At 63.3% G+C, this 17753-nt stretch carries 3 protein-coding genes and 1 pseudogene; 1 reads left to right on the top strand and 3 read right to left on the bottom strand.

The window, feature by feature from the left end:
• Positions 1–174 precede the first annotated feature (174 nt).
• The 3 genes and pseudogenes from FLG15_RS23380 to FLG15_RS08985 all read right to left on the bottom strand — a co-directional run.
• Positions 175–13759 (bottom strand): annotated as a pseudogene (locus tag FLG15_RS23380) (two-partner secretion domain-containing protein); the annotation flags it as partial.
• Between the two features lie 70 nt (positions 13760–13829).
• Positions 13830–15530 carry a ShlB/FhaC/HecB family hemolysin secretion/activation protein gene (locus tag FLG15_RS08990; protein ID WP_150145890.1) on the bottom strand — a complete coding sequence of 567 codons (1701 nt, stop codon included), beginning with the start codon at positions 15528–15530 and terminating at the stop codon, positions 13830–13832.
• Positions 15531–16296: 766 nt separating this feature from the next.
• A complete protein-coding gene (locus FLG15_RS08985) occupies positions 16297–17187 on the bottom strand; it encodes an AraC family transcriptional regulator (RefSeq protein ID WP_237377028.1) in 891 nt (296 codons plus the stop codon).
• Here FLG15_RS08985 and FLG15_RS23375 point away from each other — a divergent pair.
• Positions 17095–17736, top strand: coding sequence for a VOC family protein (locus FLG15_RS23375; RefSeq protein ID WP_237377029.1), 642 nt, complete (start codon positions 17095–17097; stop codon positions 17734–17736). The genes FLG15_RS08985 and FLG15_RS23375 overlap by 93 nt on opposite strands.
• Positions 17737–17753 lie beyond the last annotated feature (17 nt).

Raw genomic sequence — 17753 nt, 5'->3', positions numbered from 1 at the left:
CCTGAATTCATCATATCTAGAAAATCCGCCAGCCTCGCCGTCAACCGCCCCACCATGGACCGGAGTAGTACCAGCAGAACTTGCTTTTTGGGATGTTGCCCGCCTAATAGCAACGGCAACCTGTTCTGTGGTCTCCTCAGCAGATTTCACTAGGTCATCAAACTTCTTTGCAACAATTGCTCCGGTCCAAGCACTCGATACGAGCAGGCTGTGACCGCCAGTTGCCTCGGTTGCAATCGCGTCAAGCGCGCCGACTACTAGTCGGCCACAAGCAACAATATTTAATGCGCACGCCCCGCCACCTACCGCGGCGACGCCGATCGCGGCTCCCGTGGCTGGAACAGCGACGGTTAGGCGGCTGTCTCTGCCAATACCCTTCCCGGCATAAGTCAACAGCTCCGGCTGGTACATCAACTGCAACTCGTCCTTTTTCAGGCCTGCAGCGCCGAGTGCATTGAAGACGTCCCTGAAGTTCTCAGGGGTTCCTGCCAATTTGTTGCCATAGAGGTGGAAGTTGTCTCGATCGCTCGTATCGAAGGCTTTTACGCCGTCGTATTCGTTGTTGTTCGTCCTGAGGAATTCGACGGCCGCTGCATTCATCGGCACATCCTTCAGTGCCGACTGAATCGTCGCATCTACGTACGACGCTGCTTCGATGAGCAGGATCTGCTTGGCACTCTCTTCAGAGATGCCCTGCTGATAGGCGAATCCCGCGGCATTGTCCTTGATCCACTTCACTTCGTCTGGGTGCAGCTGCCGGTTGAACTGATCGCCGGCCAACGCGGTGTTGGCTCCTGCAACGCCACCCAGCGCTCCACCGATCGCCGCGCTTCCGAGTTCCATGAGGGCTCGGTAGGTTTCGCTATCTTTCGGGATTTCTTTATCCCTGAGGTACTCGGCCATCGCCAGCTTTGCTCTCTCCGCACCTGCGGCAGCGAGCACGCCTCCTGCCACATCGCCTCCGCCCAGCACAGCCACAGCCGCGCCGGTAAGACCGTGGAGCAGTGTCTTGTTTAGGCCCCCGTCGCCCCAGCTGTCCATCTTGGCCTGTGCGTCAGCCATTCCTTTCTGATCTTTGTTGCTGGACGCCGCCGCGTATTCCCTGAGCGCCCGCTGCTGCATGCTGCTGGCGATATCACCGGCTGCACGGAATCCGACCGCCCCAGCCAGCGCCATCAGTTCCTTCTGATCTTCGATCTTCTTCTGATCGAAGATCTCCTTCAGGCCCGACTGCTGCAACTCTGTCGCGCTGCGATCCAGACCAGCGAGCGCTGACACATCGCCACTGCGGATCTGGATCGAGCCGGAAGCGATGTCGCTTTTGGTCGTGCTGCTCGAGCTGTCGCTGGCGTTGCCCAGCATGCTCAGTCCGGTACCGATGGCCACGCTCGCCATGCTGCTGCCCGTGCCGCCAGCCACTGAGACGCCGCTGGTCTTGTATTCGGCCTTGTTCTGCAGGTCCTCGACCGTCAGGCTGTCGGTAGACAGCCGATTGAGGCTGGCATCAGCTGTACTGGCAATTGCGCCACCGACCAACTTGGTATTGCCGCCTACCGCGATGTCGAAGCCACCATGGCCGGCCTGGATGCCACTTTGCTCGGTCACACTGGTGTAGCTGCTGTTGACCTTCTGCTGGCTGTAACTGCCGCCGCTGCCCGATCCAGTTGCTAGAGTCAGGCTGGCCTGCTGCTGCTTGCTCTTGTACTCGTTGGTGTCCTGCTCGCTCTTGATCAGCAGATCACCGCCAACATTGGCCAGTACCTTGTTGCCGATGGCTTGTGCGCCCTGGATCGTGGTGTCGTTGCCACTCACCAAGGTCAACGTATCGTTGGCCGTGACCACGCTTTCCGTGCGTAGCTCGCTGTTGCCCTTGGCACTGCCTTTGCCTGCTGACACCGACAGGTAATAGCCGGTGACTGCACCAACACTGATGCCGATCTCTCCACCGGCGTTCTTGTTCTCCGATTTAGTGGTGTTGGTTTCCTTGTTGCTCAGCAGGTTGAGATTGTTTGCAGCGGCCAGGGCCACGTTTTCACCAACGATCTTGCTGCCGATGACGTTGAGGTCACCGCCGGTCGCGGCGATGGTGATATCGCCGTTGCTGAGGATGCGGCTACCGCCGGTGGTCTCCTCGTGCGTGGTCGTCTTGCTTGACGAACTGCTGGCACCGATGCCCAGGCGCAAGCTCACGCCCGCCACATTGGCTGCACCTTGCGCGCCATCCGCTGCAGCAGTACCTGCCTTGGTCGTGTTTCCTACAACCGCTTGGCCGTCGTAGCCCTTCAGGCCATTGTTGACCAGCCCCACGGTATCGCTGACCGCATAGCCCGCCTTGGCGGCGTAAAGCGCCTTCAGGCGATCGTCTTCGACCTCCGAGCCACGCTTGACTGCGCCGTAGATTGCCTGCGCGGCGTCTACAGCCCCACCGGTCAATCCCAAGGTAATGCCTGCACTCTGCTGCTTGGAGGTCTGCACCGTATCTACGGTGTTTTCCGCCGCGGCAATCGTGACTTCCTTACCCACGATGGTGGTGCTGGTGGCACTCAGCACATCGCTACCGGTGATGGCGACCTTGTTGCCGGCGGTCATCGTCACCGAGCCGTCGGTGCTACCGACCAGGCTGCCGGTGTTGGTGACCTCGGTAACGTCCAGACCATCGGTTTTCTTGGTCACGCCCAAGGCGACGCTGAAGCCACCTCCGCCGTAGAGACCAGACTTCTTGACGGTCTTCTCATGCTCTTCGCTGCGGGTGTTCTGCACCGTGTCCAACGTGAGGTTGTTGCCGGCGGCCAACACCACATCGCCGGTACTGGCGACCTGTGCGCCCTGCGACAGCAAGTCATTGCCCGCCGCAATCTGCACCGTGTCGCCACTGAGCGTGGTGGTGACCGCCACGTTGTCGTGCCACCCGTCATGCGTCGTCGTGGTCTTGCTGGAGAACGTGCCCTTCTTCTTCTTGGTCATGTCCTGCACGGCATCGTGCTGCTCGCTCGCGGCGAGCAGGTTGACGTCGTTGCCGGCGGCCAGGGTGATGCCGCCGTCCTTGGTGGCGGCCGTGGCAGCGGTCAGGGTGATGTCGTTGCCAGCCTGCATAGCGAGGTTGCCGGCGGCGGTGAACTCTGTGCCGTGGACGGTTTCGTCGCGGGTGCTGGTGGTTTGCTTGAAGCGCTTGCGCGTTTCCAGGACATCACTGGTGTCCACCGTGGTCAGCGTGCTGGCGTTGATGTCGTTGCCGGCACTGATCCCCAAGCCCTTGCCTGCATCGAGCTTGGCGGCGACCAGATTGACGTCGTTGCCGGCGCTGAGGATCAGGTTGCCGCCGGCAGTCAGCGCCTGTTGGTCGATGGTTTGCGTGGTGGTCGTGGTGGTGACGCGGGTCTTGCCGTTGCGGCTTTGGTAGCTGTCGGTCTCGGTTGCGTTGAGGACCGACTCGACATTGAGGTTGTTGCCGGCTGCAGCGATCAGGTCGCCGCCTGCCTTGACCTTGGCCTGGCGGATGGTCAGGTCGTTGCCGGCGGTCAGCTGCAGGCTGTCGCCGGTGCTGATGCTGGTGCGCGTGGCGACCTTGCCGTCCAGACCGGTGGTCGGGGTCAGCGAGAGATTGTTGCCTGCCTGCAAGGCGGCGCTGCCGCCCGCGTTGATGCTGACGCCATGCAGTTGCAGGTCGTTGCCTGCTGAGACGATCAGGTCCTTGCCCGTGGTCACCGACACCGCGTCGCCGCCACGCAGCAGGCCGTTGTCGTCGCGCAAGGCGCTGGGCGTGAGGCTGAGGTTATTGCCTGCGATCAACGCCGCACTGCCGCCCGCCTGCACGCGGGTGCCGGTCAAGGTCATGTCGTTACCGGCCGTGAGTTGCAGTGTGTTGCTGGCGGTGATGCCCGACAGGATGCCGACGCCATTGATGGCCTTGGACGCTTCGCTGACCAGGTTGTTGCCGGCCACCAGTGCGACATCGCGACCCTGGATCTGGCCCTGGTTAAGCAGGTCGTTGCGCGCTTCCAATGCCACGGTGCCAGTGCCGCTGATGCGGCCCTGGTTGAGCAGGTTGCCGGCGGTGATGCTGACATCGGCGCCGGCAATCACGCCCTGGTTGCTCATGGTATTGGTGGCATTGAGCTCGACGTTGCCGCCGGCGATCAAGGCGCCATTGCCGCGCAACTGCAGCGAGTTGGAGGCCAAGTAGACCACCGGCACCAGCACCTTCTGGCCCTGGTACTCCTGCTCCACCATCCACACGATGTCTTGTGTCAGCGCAGCCGCCTGCGCGGCGGTGAGGCCCACGCCCATGCTCAATTGCAGCTGGCCTGCCGCGGCCACGCCGGATTCGAGCAAAGCGCGGTATTGCGCCACGCCATCGGCGTAGTTGCCCAGGTAGCGGCGGCCGGTGAGCTGGGTGATCTGGTCCAGCACCAGGCGCTGCTCGTAGAAGCCGTCGCCCAAGCGGGTCTGGGTCCACTCCGGGTCCACGCCCAGCTTGTCCAGCAGGAAGTCGCTGCTGATGAAATTGTCGTAGTTGACGAAGCGCGGATCGGTCTCGATCAGGTAGCGACGGCCCGGGCCGTTGCTGCGCCAGGCGTTGATGCCGCCCAGGCCGATTGCTGCGCGGCCCATCGCCGTGCGGTCGGTGGCCGCGCCACTGGAGAGGCGATACAGGCCGCCGATGGGCAAATCGATCTGCGTCAGCGAGGTCTGCCCGCTACCAACGATGTTGGTCACGGGAATGGTGGCGGGATCGATGCGCGTGCGGGTTTCGTTTCCACCCGCTGCGACACCGGTGCCGGCGGCGGTGGTCTGCACATTCGTCTGATCGACGCTGCTACGCACCAGGCCGCTGTCGTTGGACATCACCGGCGCAACCGACATCTTGACGATGCCGCCCGATGTAGCGAGCGTGGCGTCCTGCGTGTTGGCACCGACGTGCGTGCCTGTGCTGCCACTGGTGCCGGTCGCAACTTGGATGCTGCTCGCGCCGCCGTTGGCGCGGCCCACCACTGCCTGGCCGCCCACTCCACCGGCGCTCTGCGCGGTGCGACCATTCAAGCCAACCTGGGCGCCTACGCCACGCAGCGCAGCGCCACTGACGGCGCGACCATCGCTACCGACAGCGCCATTGCTGATATTGGCGCCGTTGATGCTGACGCCTTGGCTGCCCGTCATGCTGGCGCCCAGGGCGATATAGCTGCTGTTGGTCGTTGAGGAACTCAGCCTCTGGTCTTCTTCTTCGTAATAGCAGACCAGCTTCTGCCCAACCGGCTGCATGCAGTCGTTGGTAATCGCGGTGACGATATGTTCCACATCGCTTTGTCGAACCGTCTGATTCAACGCCAGCGCCTGGTTAAGCAGCTGCTCGCCCCCTACGATATCCCGTCCGAGAGTCCGCCAAGCCCGCGCTGGTTGGCAGCGAACAAGCCTGCTGCAGCGATGGTGGAGGCATTGTTCGTCACGCTCCCCGACAGCAGGATGTTTCCGCCCGCCGCGATGCGTCCCTCTGCGCTTGCCGAAGACAACTGCTCCTGTTGAATGACCTGATAGTTGCGATAGATACCCGGCGCGAGCCCCTTGTAAGGATAGGGGGCGCGGGCTCCCTGGATGTTGCGGATCGTTTTACCCTGGATGAGCTCGCCACCCGAATACACACCGTCATTGCCGGGATCGGTAGAGACGCTGGTGGTGTTAATCACGCGACGCCGATTATTGAGCTGCTGGGCCGCAATCAAGATGCTTCCATCAGCCTCAATGCTGCCCGAGAGATTATTCACCACGCCGGTCCGAGACACCAAGGTGCCACCACCATCCTGCGCGCCACCAATCGCGATATTGCCCAGGCTGAAAATGCGTGCGTCGCGATTGAGCAACTGATCGCGCACGATCAAATTCATGTTGCCAGTGGAGCCCAGCAATGCGGAGCCATAGGCAGCGTTGTTGGTTGCACCGCCGAAATCAGCGCCATTGACCAGCGTACCGGTATTCACCGAGACATTGCCGCCTACGATGCTGCCGGTGTTGTAGACGCTGTTGGCAATAAGCGACAACGCCCCGTTGCCGGAAATGCTGCCGGCGTTATCGATGACGTTGCCGCCGTTGAGGCGGGTATCGTTGGAGACGATATTGGCACCGCCGCGGTTGGTGATGCTGCTGGCGATGATATCGAGGGTGCGCGCTGCTTTGAGCGTGGACTCGTTGACCAAGTTGCCGCCCACACGCAGGTTGAAATTGCCGTTGCTGACCAGGTCGGCGCCGGCGCGGTGCGTGTAGTCGCTGCGCAGGGTCAGATCCAGCAGGTTCTGCGCGAGGATGCTGCCGCCACCGTCGAAGCCAACCGTGTCGATGACCACATCGCCGGCGCCGCCGGTAACGCTGCCTGCGCCAATCTGGCCACCGGCATTGCTCAGGTTTTGCAGGTTAAGGCGAACCGATTGCTCGGCCTTGACTTTGCCGTTCTGGTTATCGAGCGTGGCACCTGCGCGCTGCAATAGGAAGTTGGCGCCGGCATACACGCTGCCGCCCTGGTTGTTCAGCGCATTGGTATTGGCGATCAGGTCGCCGCCTGCGACCAACTGGCCGCTAGTGTTGGCGATGCTGGCCGCATCGATCACCACACTGCCGCGCCCACCCAAATTGCCGCCGGTGTTGGTCAATGCGCCGCCAGTAGTGATGCGGGTCAGGCCACTGCCGTTGTTGACGATGCTGGCTTGGGTGTTGTCGATCCGTCCGGCGGAGGCGGTCAAGGTATTGCCCGCATCGAGCTGACCGCCGCTATTGAGCAACGCGCCGGTGACCGCAACGTTCAGATCACGGCCGGCGCTGAGCTTGCCGCTCTGATGATTATCCAGTTGACCACGTGCGGTGATGCCGAGGTCGCGACCGGCCTGCAGATTGCCGCCAGTGCTGCTGATGTTTTCTGCAGTGATCACGGCATCGGTACTGGCACCGATCGTGCCATTGCCATTGTCCAAACTGCGGTTCAATTCAACGCGCAGCCCCCCGCCCACGCCCGCATTGGCAATCGCCTGCACGGTACCGCCGGCATTGCTGAGACTGTCGGCGCGCAAGGTCAGCGCACCGCCGCTGGCCTGCAGCAGGCCGTTACGGTTATCGACCGTGCCGCTGTTTTGCACGTTCAATGTCCGTGCCGACACCGATCCGGTCAGATTATTGAGGCTGGCTGCGCTCACGCCTGCGTCGCCCGCCGCAGCGATGGCGCCGCTCTGGTTGTTCAGGGCGCCGCTGGCGCCCAGTGTCAACTGACCCTGCGTCAGGATGCGTCCACTGCTGTTGCCGAGTGCACCGCGACTGGTCACCGACAGGGTGCCGGTGCCGGCATGTTCGATGCGGCCCTGCGCATTTTCAATACTGGCAGCGGTGATGCTCAGATCCTGACCGTTGCTGGCGAGCGTGCCGGCGCTGTTGTCGAGCGCACCCCCGATCACTACGCGGGTCACACCTGCGCCGCTCTGCACTAGTCCACCGCCGACATTACTCAGGCTTCCGCCATCGATGCTCAACTGGTTCGCCTGCAGTTGCCCGCCGACATTGTTGAGACGCCCGTTGTCGATATTGCCGCCGGCCTGCACGGCGAGCGTTCCGCCCGCGAGCAGATTGCCGCCACGATGATCGAGGCTACCGCCAGTGGTCAGTGCCACATTGCCGGTGGCCCGCGTGGTGGCGCCAGCCAACTGCAACTGACTGCCCTGCGCAGTGAGGTTGCCGCCGACCAGCAGCGTGCCGGAGGCGGTGAGCTGACGATCGGCAACCAGATTGAGCGTGCTTCCGCGACCCAGGTTACCGTCTGCGTTGATGCCGGCACCCACCGTACCGGTGATACCGATCTGGCCTGCGCGAAGGCTGAGATTGCCCGCTGCGGTGGTTTGACCGGCGTTTTCGATGCGCGCGCCTTGCACATCGACCGTTGTCCCGCTGACAGTGCCTTGCTGGCGTACAACCGCATCGCTGACGAGTGTGAGTTGTTGACCCGCAACCTGGCCGGCAACCGTCAGGTCGCCTGTGGAACGCAGGTCGAGTGTGCTGGCTGCGCTTAGATTGCCACTTTGCATCAGCGCGCCATCGGCCTGTGCCGTGAACGCCCCTGCCGATGCCAGGCGGCCATCGAGCTGCAGGTTGCCACGACTGATCAATGCCACATCGCCACGCTCGCTGCCCAGCTGACCACTGCTGCTCAGCTGCCCCGCTTCCACGCGCAACGCATTGCCGCCGATCAGATCGCCGCGGTTATCCACCGCGCCGCTGGCGCTGACACCGAGTCGCTGCAGGCCATAGGCCTGACCGGTCTGGCGTAGCGAACCGACACCAAGCGAGAGTTGATTACCCGCGCGTATGGCGCCGGCGTTGTCGAGCAGGCCAGCGGTGGACAGGGTGGCGTCGCCTTGCGCCAGCAGTACGCCAGTTGCGGTGTTACTCGCACTGGCAGCAGTCGCGGTCAGGCCACCACCGGCCGCGACCTGCGCGGCGTTGGTCAGCGCACCGGTTGCGCTCAGCACCACGTTGCGGTCTGCCTGCACCACGCCGGCAACCGCCAACTCGCCGGTGCTGCGCAGATTGATGTCGGTGGCGGCATCGAGTGCACCGCGGCTGTCGATCGCTGCGCCGTCCAGGCTGATTTCGGCGCCACTTTGCAGCACTGCCGCTTGCCCGGTCGCGATCTGCGCGCCACGCAGGATTGCGTTCGCTGCGGACACCGCCTGGCCGTTCAACATGAGTCCGCGTTGTGCCTGCAGATCCAGCTGCGATGCCGATTGCAGCGTGCCTGCGGCAGTGAGATCGCGCCCGGCCTGCAGCGCGATGGACTGCGCCTTGAGCGAACCGGCCTGTTGCAGATCGCCGCCAGCGGCGGCGTGCAGCGTGGTGGCTGCGGCGACCACGCCCTGCAAGGTCATATCGCCCTGGCTGGTCAACGTCACGTTCGCCGCTTCGCTGCCGAGCTGGCCGCTGCTACGCAACGTACCCGCTTCGGCCAGCACTGCATCCTTGGCGATGAGACTGCCGCGGTTATCCAATGTGCCGGTGACCGTGGCGGTCAAGGCCTTGGCGGCGACGGCAGTGCCGCTCTGGTGCATGCTGGCTGCGGTGATACGCAGATCGCCGCCACTCTGCAGGCTGCCGGCATTCTGCAGTGCACCTGTCGCCAGCGCGACGCCCCCGACTGCCGCAAGTGCGCCAGCTGCTGCGTTGTTGATCGGACCTGCCTGTAGCGAGAGGTCGCGACCCGCGAAGACCTGGCCGGCATTGCCGAGCGCACCAGTCGCGCTGAGCATGACATCGCGGTTGGCCTGCGCAACACCCGCAAGGGCAAGATCGCCCGTGCTGCGCACTGCAAGATCCGTCCCGGCATCCAGCGTGCCGCGGCTGTCGATGGCCGCACCGTCCAGAGTGATGGCGCCACCGCTTTTCAGCACGGCATCGCGACCAGTTGCAATGCTGTTGCCGTGCAGGACGGCATCTGTCCCGGCCTGCGCCTGTCCGCTCAAGCTCAGCGTGCGCTGTGCTTGCACATCCAACGTGGAAGCCGATTGCAGGGTGCCACCAGCAACGAGATCACCGCCAGCCTGTAGCGCGACAGTCTGCGCACTGAGCGTCCCTGCCTGTGAAAGATCGCCCCCTGCGGCGGCTTGCAACGTGGTCGCGGCAGATACCACGCCTTGCAATGCGATTTCGTTCTGGCTGGTCAGTGTCAGCGCGCCGGTCACCGAGCCCAGCTGGCCATGGCTGACAATGCTGCCGGCGGTGATGCTCAAATCTTTGCCGGACACCAACTGGCCTACGTTTTCGAACGCACCGTTGGAAGCAATCGACAGCGCATCGCCGCTATAGACACGACCGCGCTGCAACAGCGACCCGGAGGTCAGCGAAAGGCCACGCTCTCCGTGCAGGCTGCCGCGGTTGTCCAGTACACCGGCGACATCGACACGCAAATCGCGCTTGGCGCCCAGGGTTGCGTCAGACGCATTCGTGGCACTGGAAGCCTGCACGCTCAGATCGCGCGCGGCGATCACTCGGGCACCATTGTTCAAGATACCTGTTGCGGCCAGCGTAATGTCGAGACCGGCCTGCGCCACACCGCCCAACGTCAGATCGCCCGCACTACGTAGCGTCAGATCATTCGCTGCATCGAGCGCACCACGGCTCTCGATGCTGTCGCCTGCCAAGGTGATCGCTGCCCCACTCTGCAGCACCGCCGCGGTGCCGGTGGTGATGGTTGCGCCATGAAGCGTGGATCTGTAGCACTGGATGCCTCACCGTTCAATGCGAGCGTGCGTTGTGCCTGCAGATCCAACGTGGATGCGGATTGCAGGCTGCCATTGGCAGTGAGGTCTTGCCCGGCGTGCAGGGTAACCGACTGCGCCTTGAGTGAACCAGCTTGCTGCAGATCGCCGCCAGCCGAGACCTGCAAGGCAGTCGCGGCGGCGACCACACCGTCCAGCTGCATCGCACCCTGGCTGCTTAACGCAACACTGGCCAGCTCGCTGCCCAATTGGCCGCTGCTGCGCAACGTGCCTGCATCGATCTGCAACGCATCTCTGGCGATCAAGTTGCCACGATTGTCCAGCGTGCCAGCAACGATGCCACGCAAGGTCTTTCCGGCCGATGCGCTGCCACCTTGATCGAGGCTTGCCGCCGTCATCTGCAGTTCGCCGGCTGCCTGCACGCGGCCGGCGTTGTTCAACTGTGCTGCCGCGGTGAGTGTCACATCCCCACCGCCTGCCAATACGCCGGCAGCGGTGTTCTCCAGGCTTTGTGCCTGCGCAGTCAAGGTGCGCCCAGCGAAGGCCTGCGCCGCATTAGTCAGCACCCCGGTCGCCGTCAGCTCAACATCGCTGCCCTGCGCAACACCCGCCAAGCTCATGTCGCCCAGGCTACGTACGCGTAGATCGCCACCTGCATCGAGCTTGCCGCGGCTATCGATCGTGCCGCCATCCAATGCAATCGCGCCGGCGCCCTGCAAGAGCGCATCCTGGCTTGTCGTCAGCGTGGCAGCGCGCATGCTGATGTCGCCACCAGCCTGGCCTTGCGCAGCGAAGGTCAATGCACGTTGCGCCTGTAGTTCCAAATTCGATGCAGATTGCAGCGTGCCGCTCGCGATGAGGTCGCGACCCGCACGCAACGCCAGCGATTGCGCCTTCAGCGCGCCGGCCTGCTGCAGATCGCCCGCGGCGGTAGCCCGCAACGTAGTTGCGGCAGCCACCACACCCTGCAATGCGATATTGCCCTGGCTGCCCAAGACAACGCCTGCAGCTTCACTGCCGAGCTGGCCGCTGCTGCGCAAGTCGCCAGCATCGAGCTGCATCCCATTGCGTGCCACCACACTGCCGGTATTGTCGAGCATGCCGACAACCGTCGCGGAAAGCGTATTGCCGGAACTGATGCTTCCGTTCTGGGTCAAGGAATCCGCACTGATCTGCAATGCGTTGGCAGCGTACACGCTGCCGGCATTCTCAAGTGCGGCGCCAATCCGCAGCTGCGCATCGGCGCCAGACGACAATGCCGCGCCTTGCGCGTTGCGCAGGCTAGCCGCGTCCACCTGCAATGGACCGGCAGCAATCACCTTTGCGCTGTTATCCAGCGCGCCGGCCGTTTGCAACGTTGTATTGCCTGCGCTCTGCACGGTGCCGTCCAACGCCAGCGCCCCAGCGCCAGCGATGCGCAGATCACCACCGGCATTGATCACGCCGTTGTGGGCGACGCTGCCGCCACGCAGTTGCAACGCGCCATCGCTGTGCAGTTGGCCGCGCTGACGCAGCGCGCCATTGGCCTGCAGATCGAGCGCACCTGCCGAACGCACGATGGCATCGTTTGCAAGCTCACCTGCCGCGGCAACCGTCAGCGCGCCACGCGTGCTCTGCAGCGTGCCGGAGAGGTTGGCATCGCCGCCGCTACGAAGGCTGACGCTGGCTGCATTTACGGACCCCGACACCTGGGCACTGCTTGCAGCATCCAACGCTAATGCGCCACCTGCAACGGTATTGCCGCTCAGGCGCAGATTGCCGCGGCTGCGTAAGGTGGCATCGCCACCCTGGCTGCCGATATCGCCGCGGCTCTCCAGCTGCGCTGCATCTGCGCTCAATGCATTGCCTGCGACGACGGTGCCGCGATTGACCAATTCGCCGGCAACCGCCAGCTGGGCATCGCGTGCCGCAGACAGGCTACCCGCCGCGCTGACACTGGCAGCCTGCAGCCACAGATCGCGGCCGGCATTGTTGACGGCACCGGCGCTACGCAGATCCAGATCGTTGCCTGCAGACACCGCAGCGCGCTGCGCGATGTCGATCGACGCTGCGTTCAACGCAAGCCCATCGGCTGCGATCAGCTGCCCCTGCAGTTCCAGGCGCCCACCCGCCTGCACATCAGCTCCCTGCCCGGCCTGCGCCAATCCAGCCAGGCGCACATTGCCATTGCCGTTGATCTGCAGCGCCGTTGCCGCATCCAGCGTGCCGAGTGCGTCGATGGCAATGGCGTTCAGCGCAATCGCCGCGCCACTCTGCAAGGTGCCGGACAACGCAATCTGTGCCGCCCGCAAATTCGCGCCTGCACCGCCATAGGCAACGCCACCACTGCGCAAGAGCCCATCGGCGCCCAGGTCCAGGGCGCCGGTGGCGTGCAGGCTGCCATCGGCATTCAATTCCGAGCCGAACAGACGGATCGACCCCGCGCTACTGCGGCCAACATGGGTCACCAGACCACCGGCTTGCGCATCCAGCGCACCGGCGGCCACCAGGTCGCCTGCAAGCGTCATGCTTGCAGCACGCAGGGACACGTCGCCTTGTTGCGAGCCAAGCACGCCACGCTGATCCAGCGCGCCGGTGGCACGCACATTCACAGCATCCCGCGCGACGGTGGTGCCTCCCAGGCTCACCTGCCCTGCGCTGTCGATCTGCAGGTCGCCACTTTGCGCAGCCAATGTGCCGCGGCTCACCACGCCGACGCCGGCTTCGGTGGCGATCAGGCGAATGCGTTCGGCATACATGCCGCCCAATTGCGCCACATCGATACCGATCGCAGGAAGGCCGCCGTCGGCACCCGGCAGGACGTCCAGCAGCATGCCGTCGTAATTCACCCGTCCGGCACCAGCGGCGGCGACCAGCTCCCTGGTCCAGATCGAGCCGTCTACACTGAGCTGACGCGACAACAGATCCAGGCGATCCACATCGAACGCGTCCAGACCGTTGCGACCGATGCTCAGCGCACCGCCGGTGATGCTGAAGCCGTTCAACGCACCATCGCTGCCCAGGTTCGGCGTGCCGGTGGTCAGGGTGACGCGCGAGGTATTGAGAAAGCCGCAGCCATCGCAGGAAATGCCGTTGGGGTTGGCAATCACCAGCTGCGCTTTGGCACCGGCGATTTCGGTATAGCCCTGCAAGCGGCTGCTGGCCGAGGTGACTTCGTTGAGGATCAGCGAGGCGGCACCGCTGCGCTGCAGGTTGTTGTTGCCGGCCACGTAACCGCCAAGCTCGGTCTTGGAGATCTGCGCGCTGTTGTTGAGGATCAGCCCATTCGGGCCGACATTGAAGTTGCTGTAGCGGTTGTGCGAAATGCCGCGCGCATTGGGCGCGACGATGTCCACCACCGGCACGCCATTGGCAGCGACCTGCTGCCCTGGCGTTTGCCCCCCAGGGTTGGCGGTTGGCGCAAGCTGCGCCCATGCCGGAAACGAGGTCCAGGTGACCGTGCAGCACAGCAGCAGTGCAAGCGCACGCTTGCTCTGCTCGGCCAGGCAACCACGCACGCCCACCGCTTCGTTGTCCATCGTTTCTCTCTCGCCGCCTGTTGGCGTCATCAATCAACAAACGCGCAGCCGGCTGGCGGCGCGATCCGTGTCAGAACTGGTAGATCACACGCATGCCATATGCCGGCTGCGCACTTGCAAATCCGTCGGGGCGGTGGATCGCCCAACCGGCAAACGCATCGACGCTGGCACCGAACCAACCGCCACGCAGGCCCACCGCGCCGCCCACCAAACTGCGGCCGCGCAGTCCGCTGGCGCTGGTACCATCGATGCGGCCTGCATCCAGGCCCAGATACGGCGTCAGCCCGATCTGCTGCACAGGGAAGCTCAAGGTATTGCGCCAGTACGCGCCTTTTTCGGCGCCAAGCGTCGCTTCGCCGTCGAAACCGCGCACACTGTAGCGACCACCGATGGTGACGAACTCGGACCCCAGCAACAGTTCGCCGGCGGTCTGTGCACGCAGGCTGCTTTCCCACGCCATCGGCACCGGGCCCAGCTTGAACGGCAGCGCCGTGCTCACGTCCAGCGTCGTCACGCCATAGCGAAATGTCGGGAAGCCGATCTGCGGGTCGTAGCCGGTCCACTGGCTGTTGAACCACGGTGTGCCGCGCCGATGCGCCAGACGCATGTCCAGCTGCATCGCGCCCAGATAGCGCCGATGCGTGAAGTAGAACTCCGCACTGCTGGTATCGCGGCGCTGGATGCCGATCTCCACGCCATCCAGGTAACTACGCGCACGCCGCCGGCCAATCACCACACCGGCCGAGGTCTTGCTTGTGCCGTCGCGATGCAGGACGCGCTGGATATCCAGCTGCGCGTTGCTGGACTCGCCACTGGACTGGAAGGTCTGTAAAAAACCGTCTACGCGCTGGTGATAGCGGTACGACGATGCCGACAGCGCAAACGTCCACCATCCCCACGGCAGGTTGTAACTCAGGCTGTTGCCGCGCGTGCCGCGTTCTTCATCGCGCGTGGCCAGGTCATGGCTGTAGCCAATGCTGAGCAGATCGTTGAGGCCCAGTGGGTTATCCAGCGAAACGTCCAACCCAGCCTGCACACGGCCGGTCGCCTCCACACCGGAATCGTCGGCATTGGCCACACCGCGCCAGCGCCGCCCGTGCTGCAAGATGATGACCAGATCCGATTCACCTGGTGCCTCGCCTGGCGCGATATCGATCTTGGCGTCCTGCGACGGCAACCGTTTGAACTGCTCTACCGCCTGTTCAATGGCACGCAGATCCAGCAAATCTCCCCTACGGAGCGGCAATGCCGTTTTCCAGTGCGCGCCTTCGGTGTCGGACACCACACGCACATCGCGCAATCGGCCGGGCAGCAGTTCGAAACGTAGGTCGCCGCGCGACAGATCCTGCTCCGGCACACCGATGCGGGTGGTGACCAAACCGCGGGCGACCAACTGATCCAATGCGCGGCGCCGGATGATGTCGATACCGGCGCGCCCGATGCAGCGGCCCTGGTAACGGCGCAGAGACTTCCATAACCACGCAAAGCGCGCTGCATCATCGCCTGCACCCGACAGGTGCACGCGGGTAATCGAAAAACACAAGTCTTCGTTGGGCAGCACGGTGCTGCGCGCATCTACGCGGTCGGCGTCCTCGCGCGGGCCGGCGAAGGGCGCCTGGCGCTCCTGTTCCTGGCGACGCTGAATCTCCTCGGCCTGGCGCAATTGCTCCTGCCGATCCAGCGTTGTCGGTGCCGATTGTTGTGCGGCCGCCAGCCCGGCAACTGCCCACAGGCAAGCCGCCAGCGCCAAGGGCGCCGATCGCTTCCACATCTGTCCTGCCCCCTGTGCGTCGGTCGCGCAATGCACGCCGTCACCCGCATCAGCGTGCCTGGCCACCAAAACGGTGTCGCAACCCTTCAGCTCGCTGAAATGCGGCGCAACTGTGACGTAATGTTAAAAAACGGTCAACGCGTGCTGTAGGGGAAACCCTGTAAGAAAAGCCCGAGCTCTAGTTATTTGTGATGAAAATCACAAATAAATGGCTCTATTGTTTTGGATGGCTACGGATTCTTTGGACAAAGCCGGCTTTCTGACCTCAACGTCCGTCATCATGCTAACAACTCGGGAGGTTCTTAAATGTCCTGGGAGGCATATGAAGTTGCCTGCCTCGTCGGTCTCAAAGTCGATGAATTGCGGCATACCGCATTTCATCTGCAGAGACCCGCTGGCCTACTTGGCTTCGCTTCGTTCGCCGCCCGCATGCGCCAGGCGCACCGGGGTGAACTTGGTCCTACAGTTCCGAATCGTGCCTTCACTCGCTGATCTCTCGCACTTCGCCCGCGCAATGACGCGTCCCGCTTTACGGACGCCCCAGTCATAATAAGAACCGTCTTACTTGCCGACCCGCACGAAAAACAAGCCACCACCATGCACATCCTCATGCTCAGCGAGCTCGGTAGCGCGCCGCTTGCTGCAGAAGCGAGAGGCGGCAGAACCGCTGGCCAGGCTTGAAAAGTGGTGGACGCGGCCGCTGAGACCGCTGCGAACGTTTTGAGTGTCACTTCCTAAACTGACCCATCAGAACGGGCTGGTCCCATCAAAGGTGTCGTTGATCCCATCCGCCCGGTGCCGTTGGGACGCGGATGGGAATCTGACATGCCAATTCGAAATGCTCGGCCCCATGTGCATAGGGCAGACCCAGCCAGGCCTCGAACGCAGGCAAGTCAGTCGGCAGATATCCGCTGGCAGGCAGCCATGTATCGCGCAACCAGCGAAATGCGCGCATCTCCAGCGCCAGCCCACCCCGTATCACAACCTCAGCCACTTTCATGGGTGGCAATCGAAAAACGCCGATCTCACCGCAATGACGCCCCTGGGTGACCTCCACCGCAACGTCATACCTGCACGCCGCTGCAGACGCCAGACGAGGTTGATCCCAGAGATAGCCCAGCCATTGATGATGCTCGACGCCAGCGCCTCGTGCCCACGCCACCAGTCGCATGGCTGCCGCTTGGACGGAGCCTTCCTCAAAAGGCCGGTGTACACGAAGGTATTGGACCGTGCGCTCCGGGAGATCGCGCAGCGTGACCGAAAATTCGTGCGCATCGTCTGCGCTGTTGCCGCCGATGCCTGATACACCTGCCAAGGTTTCATCCAGCGCTCTCCGACGGCCGGCCAGGCAGGTATGCAGATCCAGTTTTCTCGGCGAGCATCCATAGTGTTTGCGGAAGTTCCTGGAAAAATCCGATAACGACGAAAACCCCCGGCTCAGCGCGATGTCTGTCAAAGGTTGACGATTGCCTTGAGAAATATCGCCCAGCGCGTTTTCCAAGCGTCGGCGCAACACGAATGCATGCGGGGTTTCGCCCATGACAGCGCGAAACATGCGCTGAAAATGGAACGGCGAGACGCAAGCCGCCCCGGCGATCAGAGACAGCGACAGCTGCCCGGCAAGGTTGACCTCGATGTAGTCCAGCGCACGGTTCACGCTCTGGACGACGGTAAGGGGAACCGTTTCGCTGCTCGGCATGTGCGCAAGATCCGACAAATGGCTGCGGTGACGATGCTCTATCTTGAGCTCGTGGGCAACGCTGCCTCCCACCAAGGCTGGCAGCGTTGCCCGCTATTCAATCCACTGACGACGGCTGGCAAGGGATCAGACATGCACGGAGTGACAGGCATCGGCGGAATCATCATCAAATCCAAGGACACAGCCGAGTTGCAACAGTGGTACGCAACGCAGCTGGGCATCGAGGTGCAGACGTGGGGAGGCACGGTGTTCGACGCCAGCCCGGGCGTCGAAGGCGCTGAAACCGCAGTGGTCTGGGCTGTTCACCACGACACGAGCGCCCAATTCGAGAACACCACCGCCCCGTTTATTGTGAATTACCGGGTCCACGACCTGGAGTCGCTGATCGCCAAGCTCAAAGCTGCGGGCTGCCGCGTGTCAGAGAACGTAGTGAAGTCAGAATTTGGCTTGTTTGCCTGGGTCATCGACCCGGACGGCAATAAAGCCGAACTATGGCAAGCGCTTTGAGAGCTGGCGAGATCACT

This window comes from Xanthomonas phaseoli pv. dieffenbachiae, from assembly GCF_008639345.1.
Taxonomy (GTDB): Bacteria; Pseudomonadota; Gammaproteobacteria; order Xanthomonadales; family Xanthomonadaceae; genus Xanthomonas; species Xanthomonas phaseoli.
The sequence above is the reverse complement of the archived record's forward strand: the minus strand, read 5'-3'. Positions and strand labels throughout refer to the sequence as shown.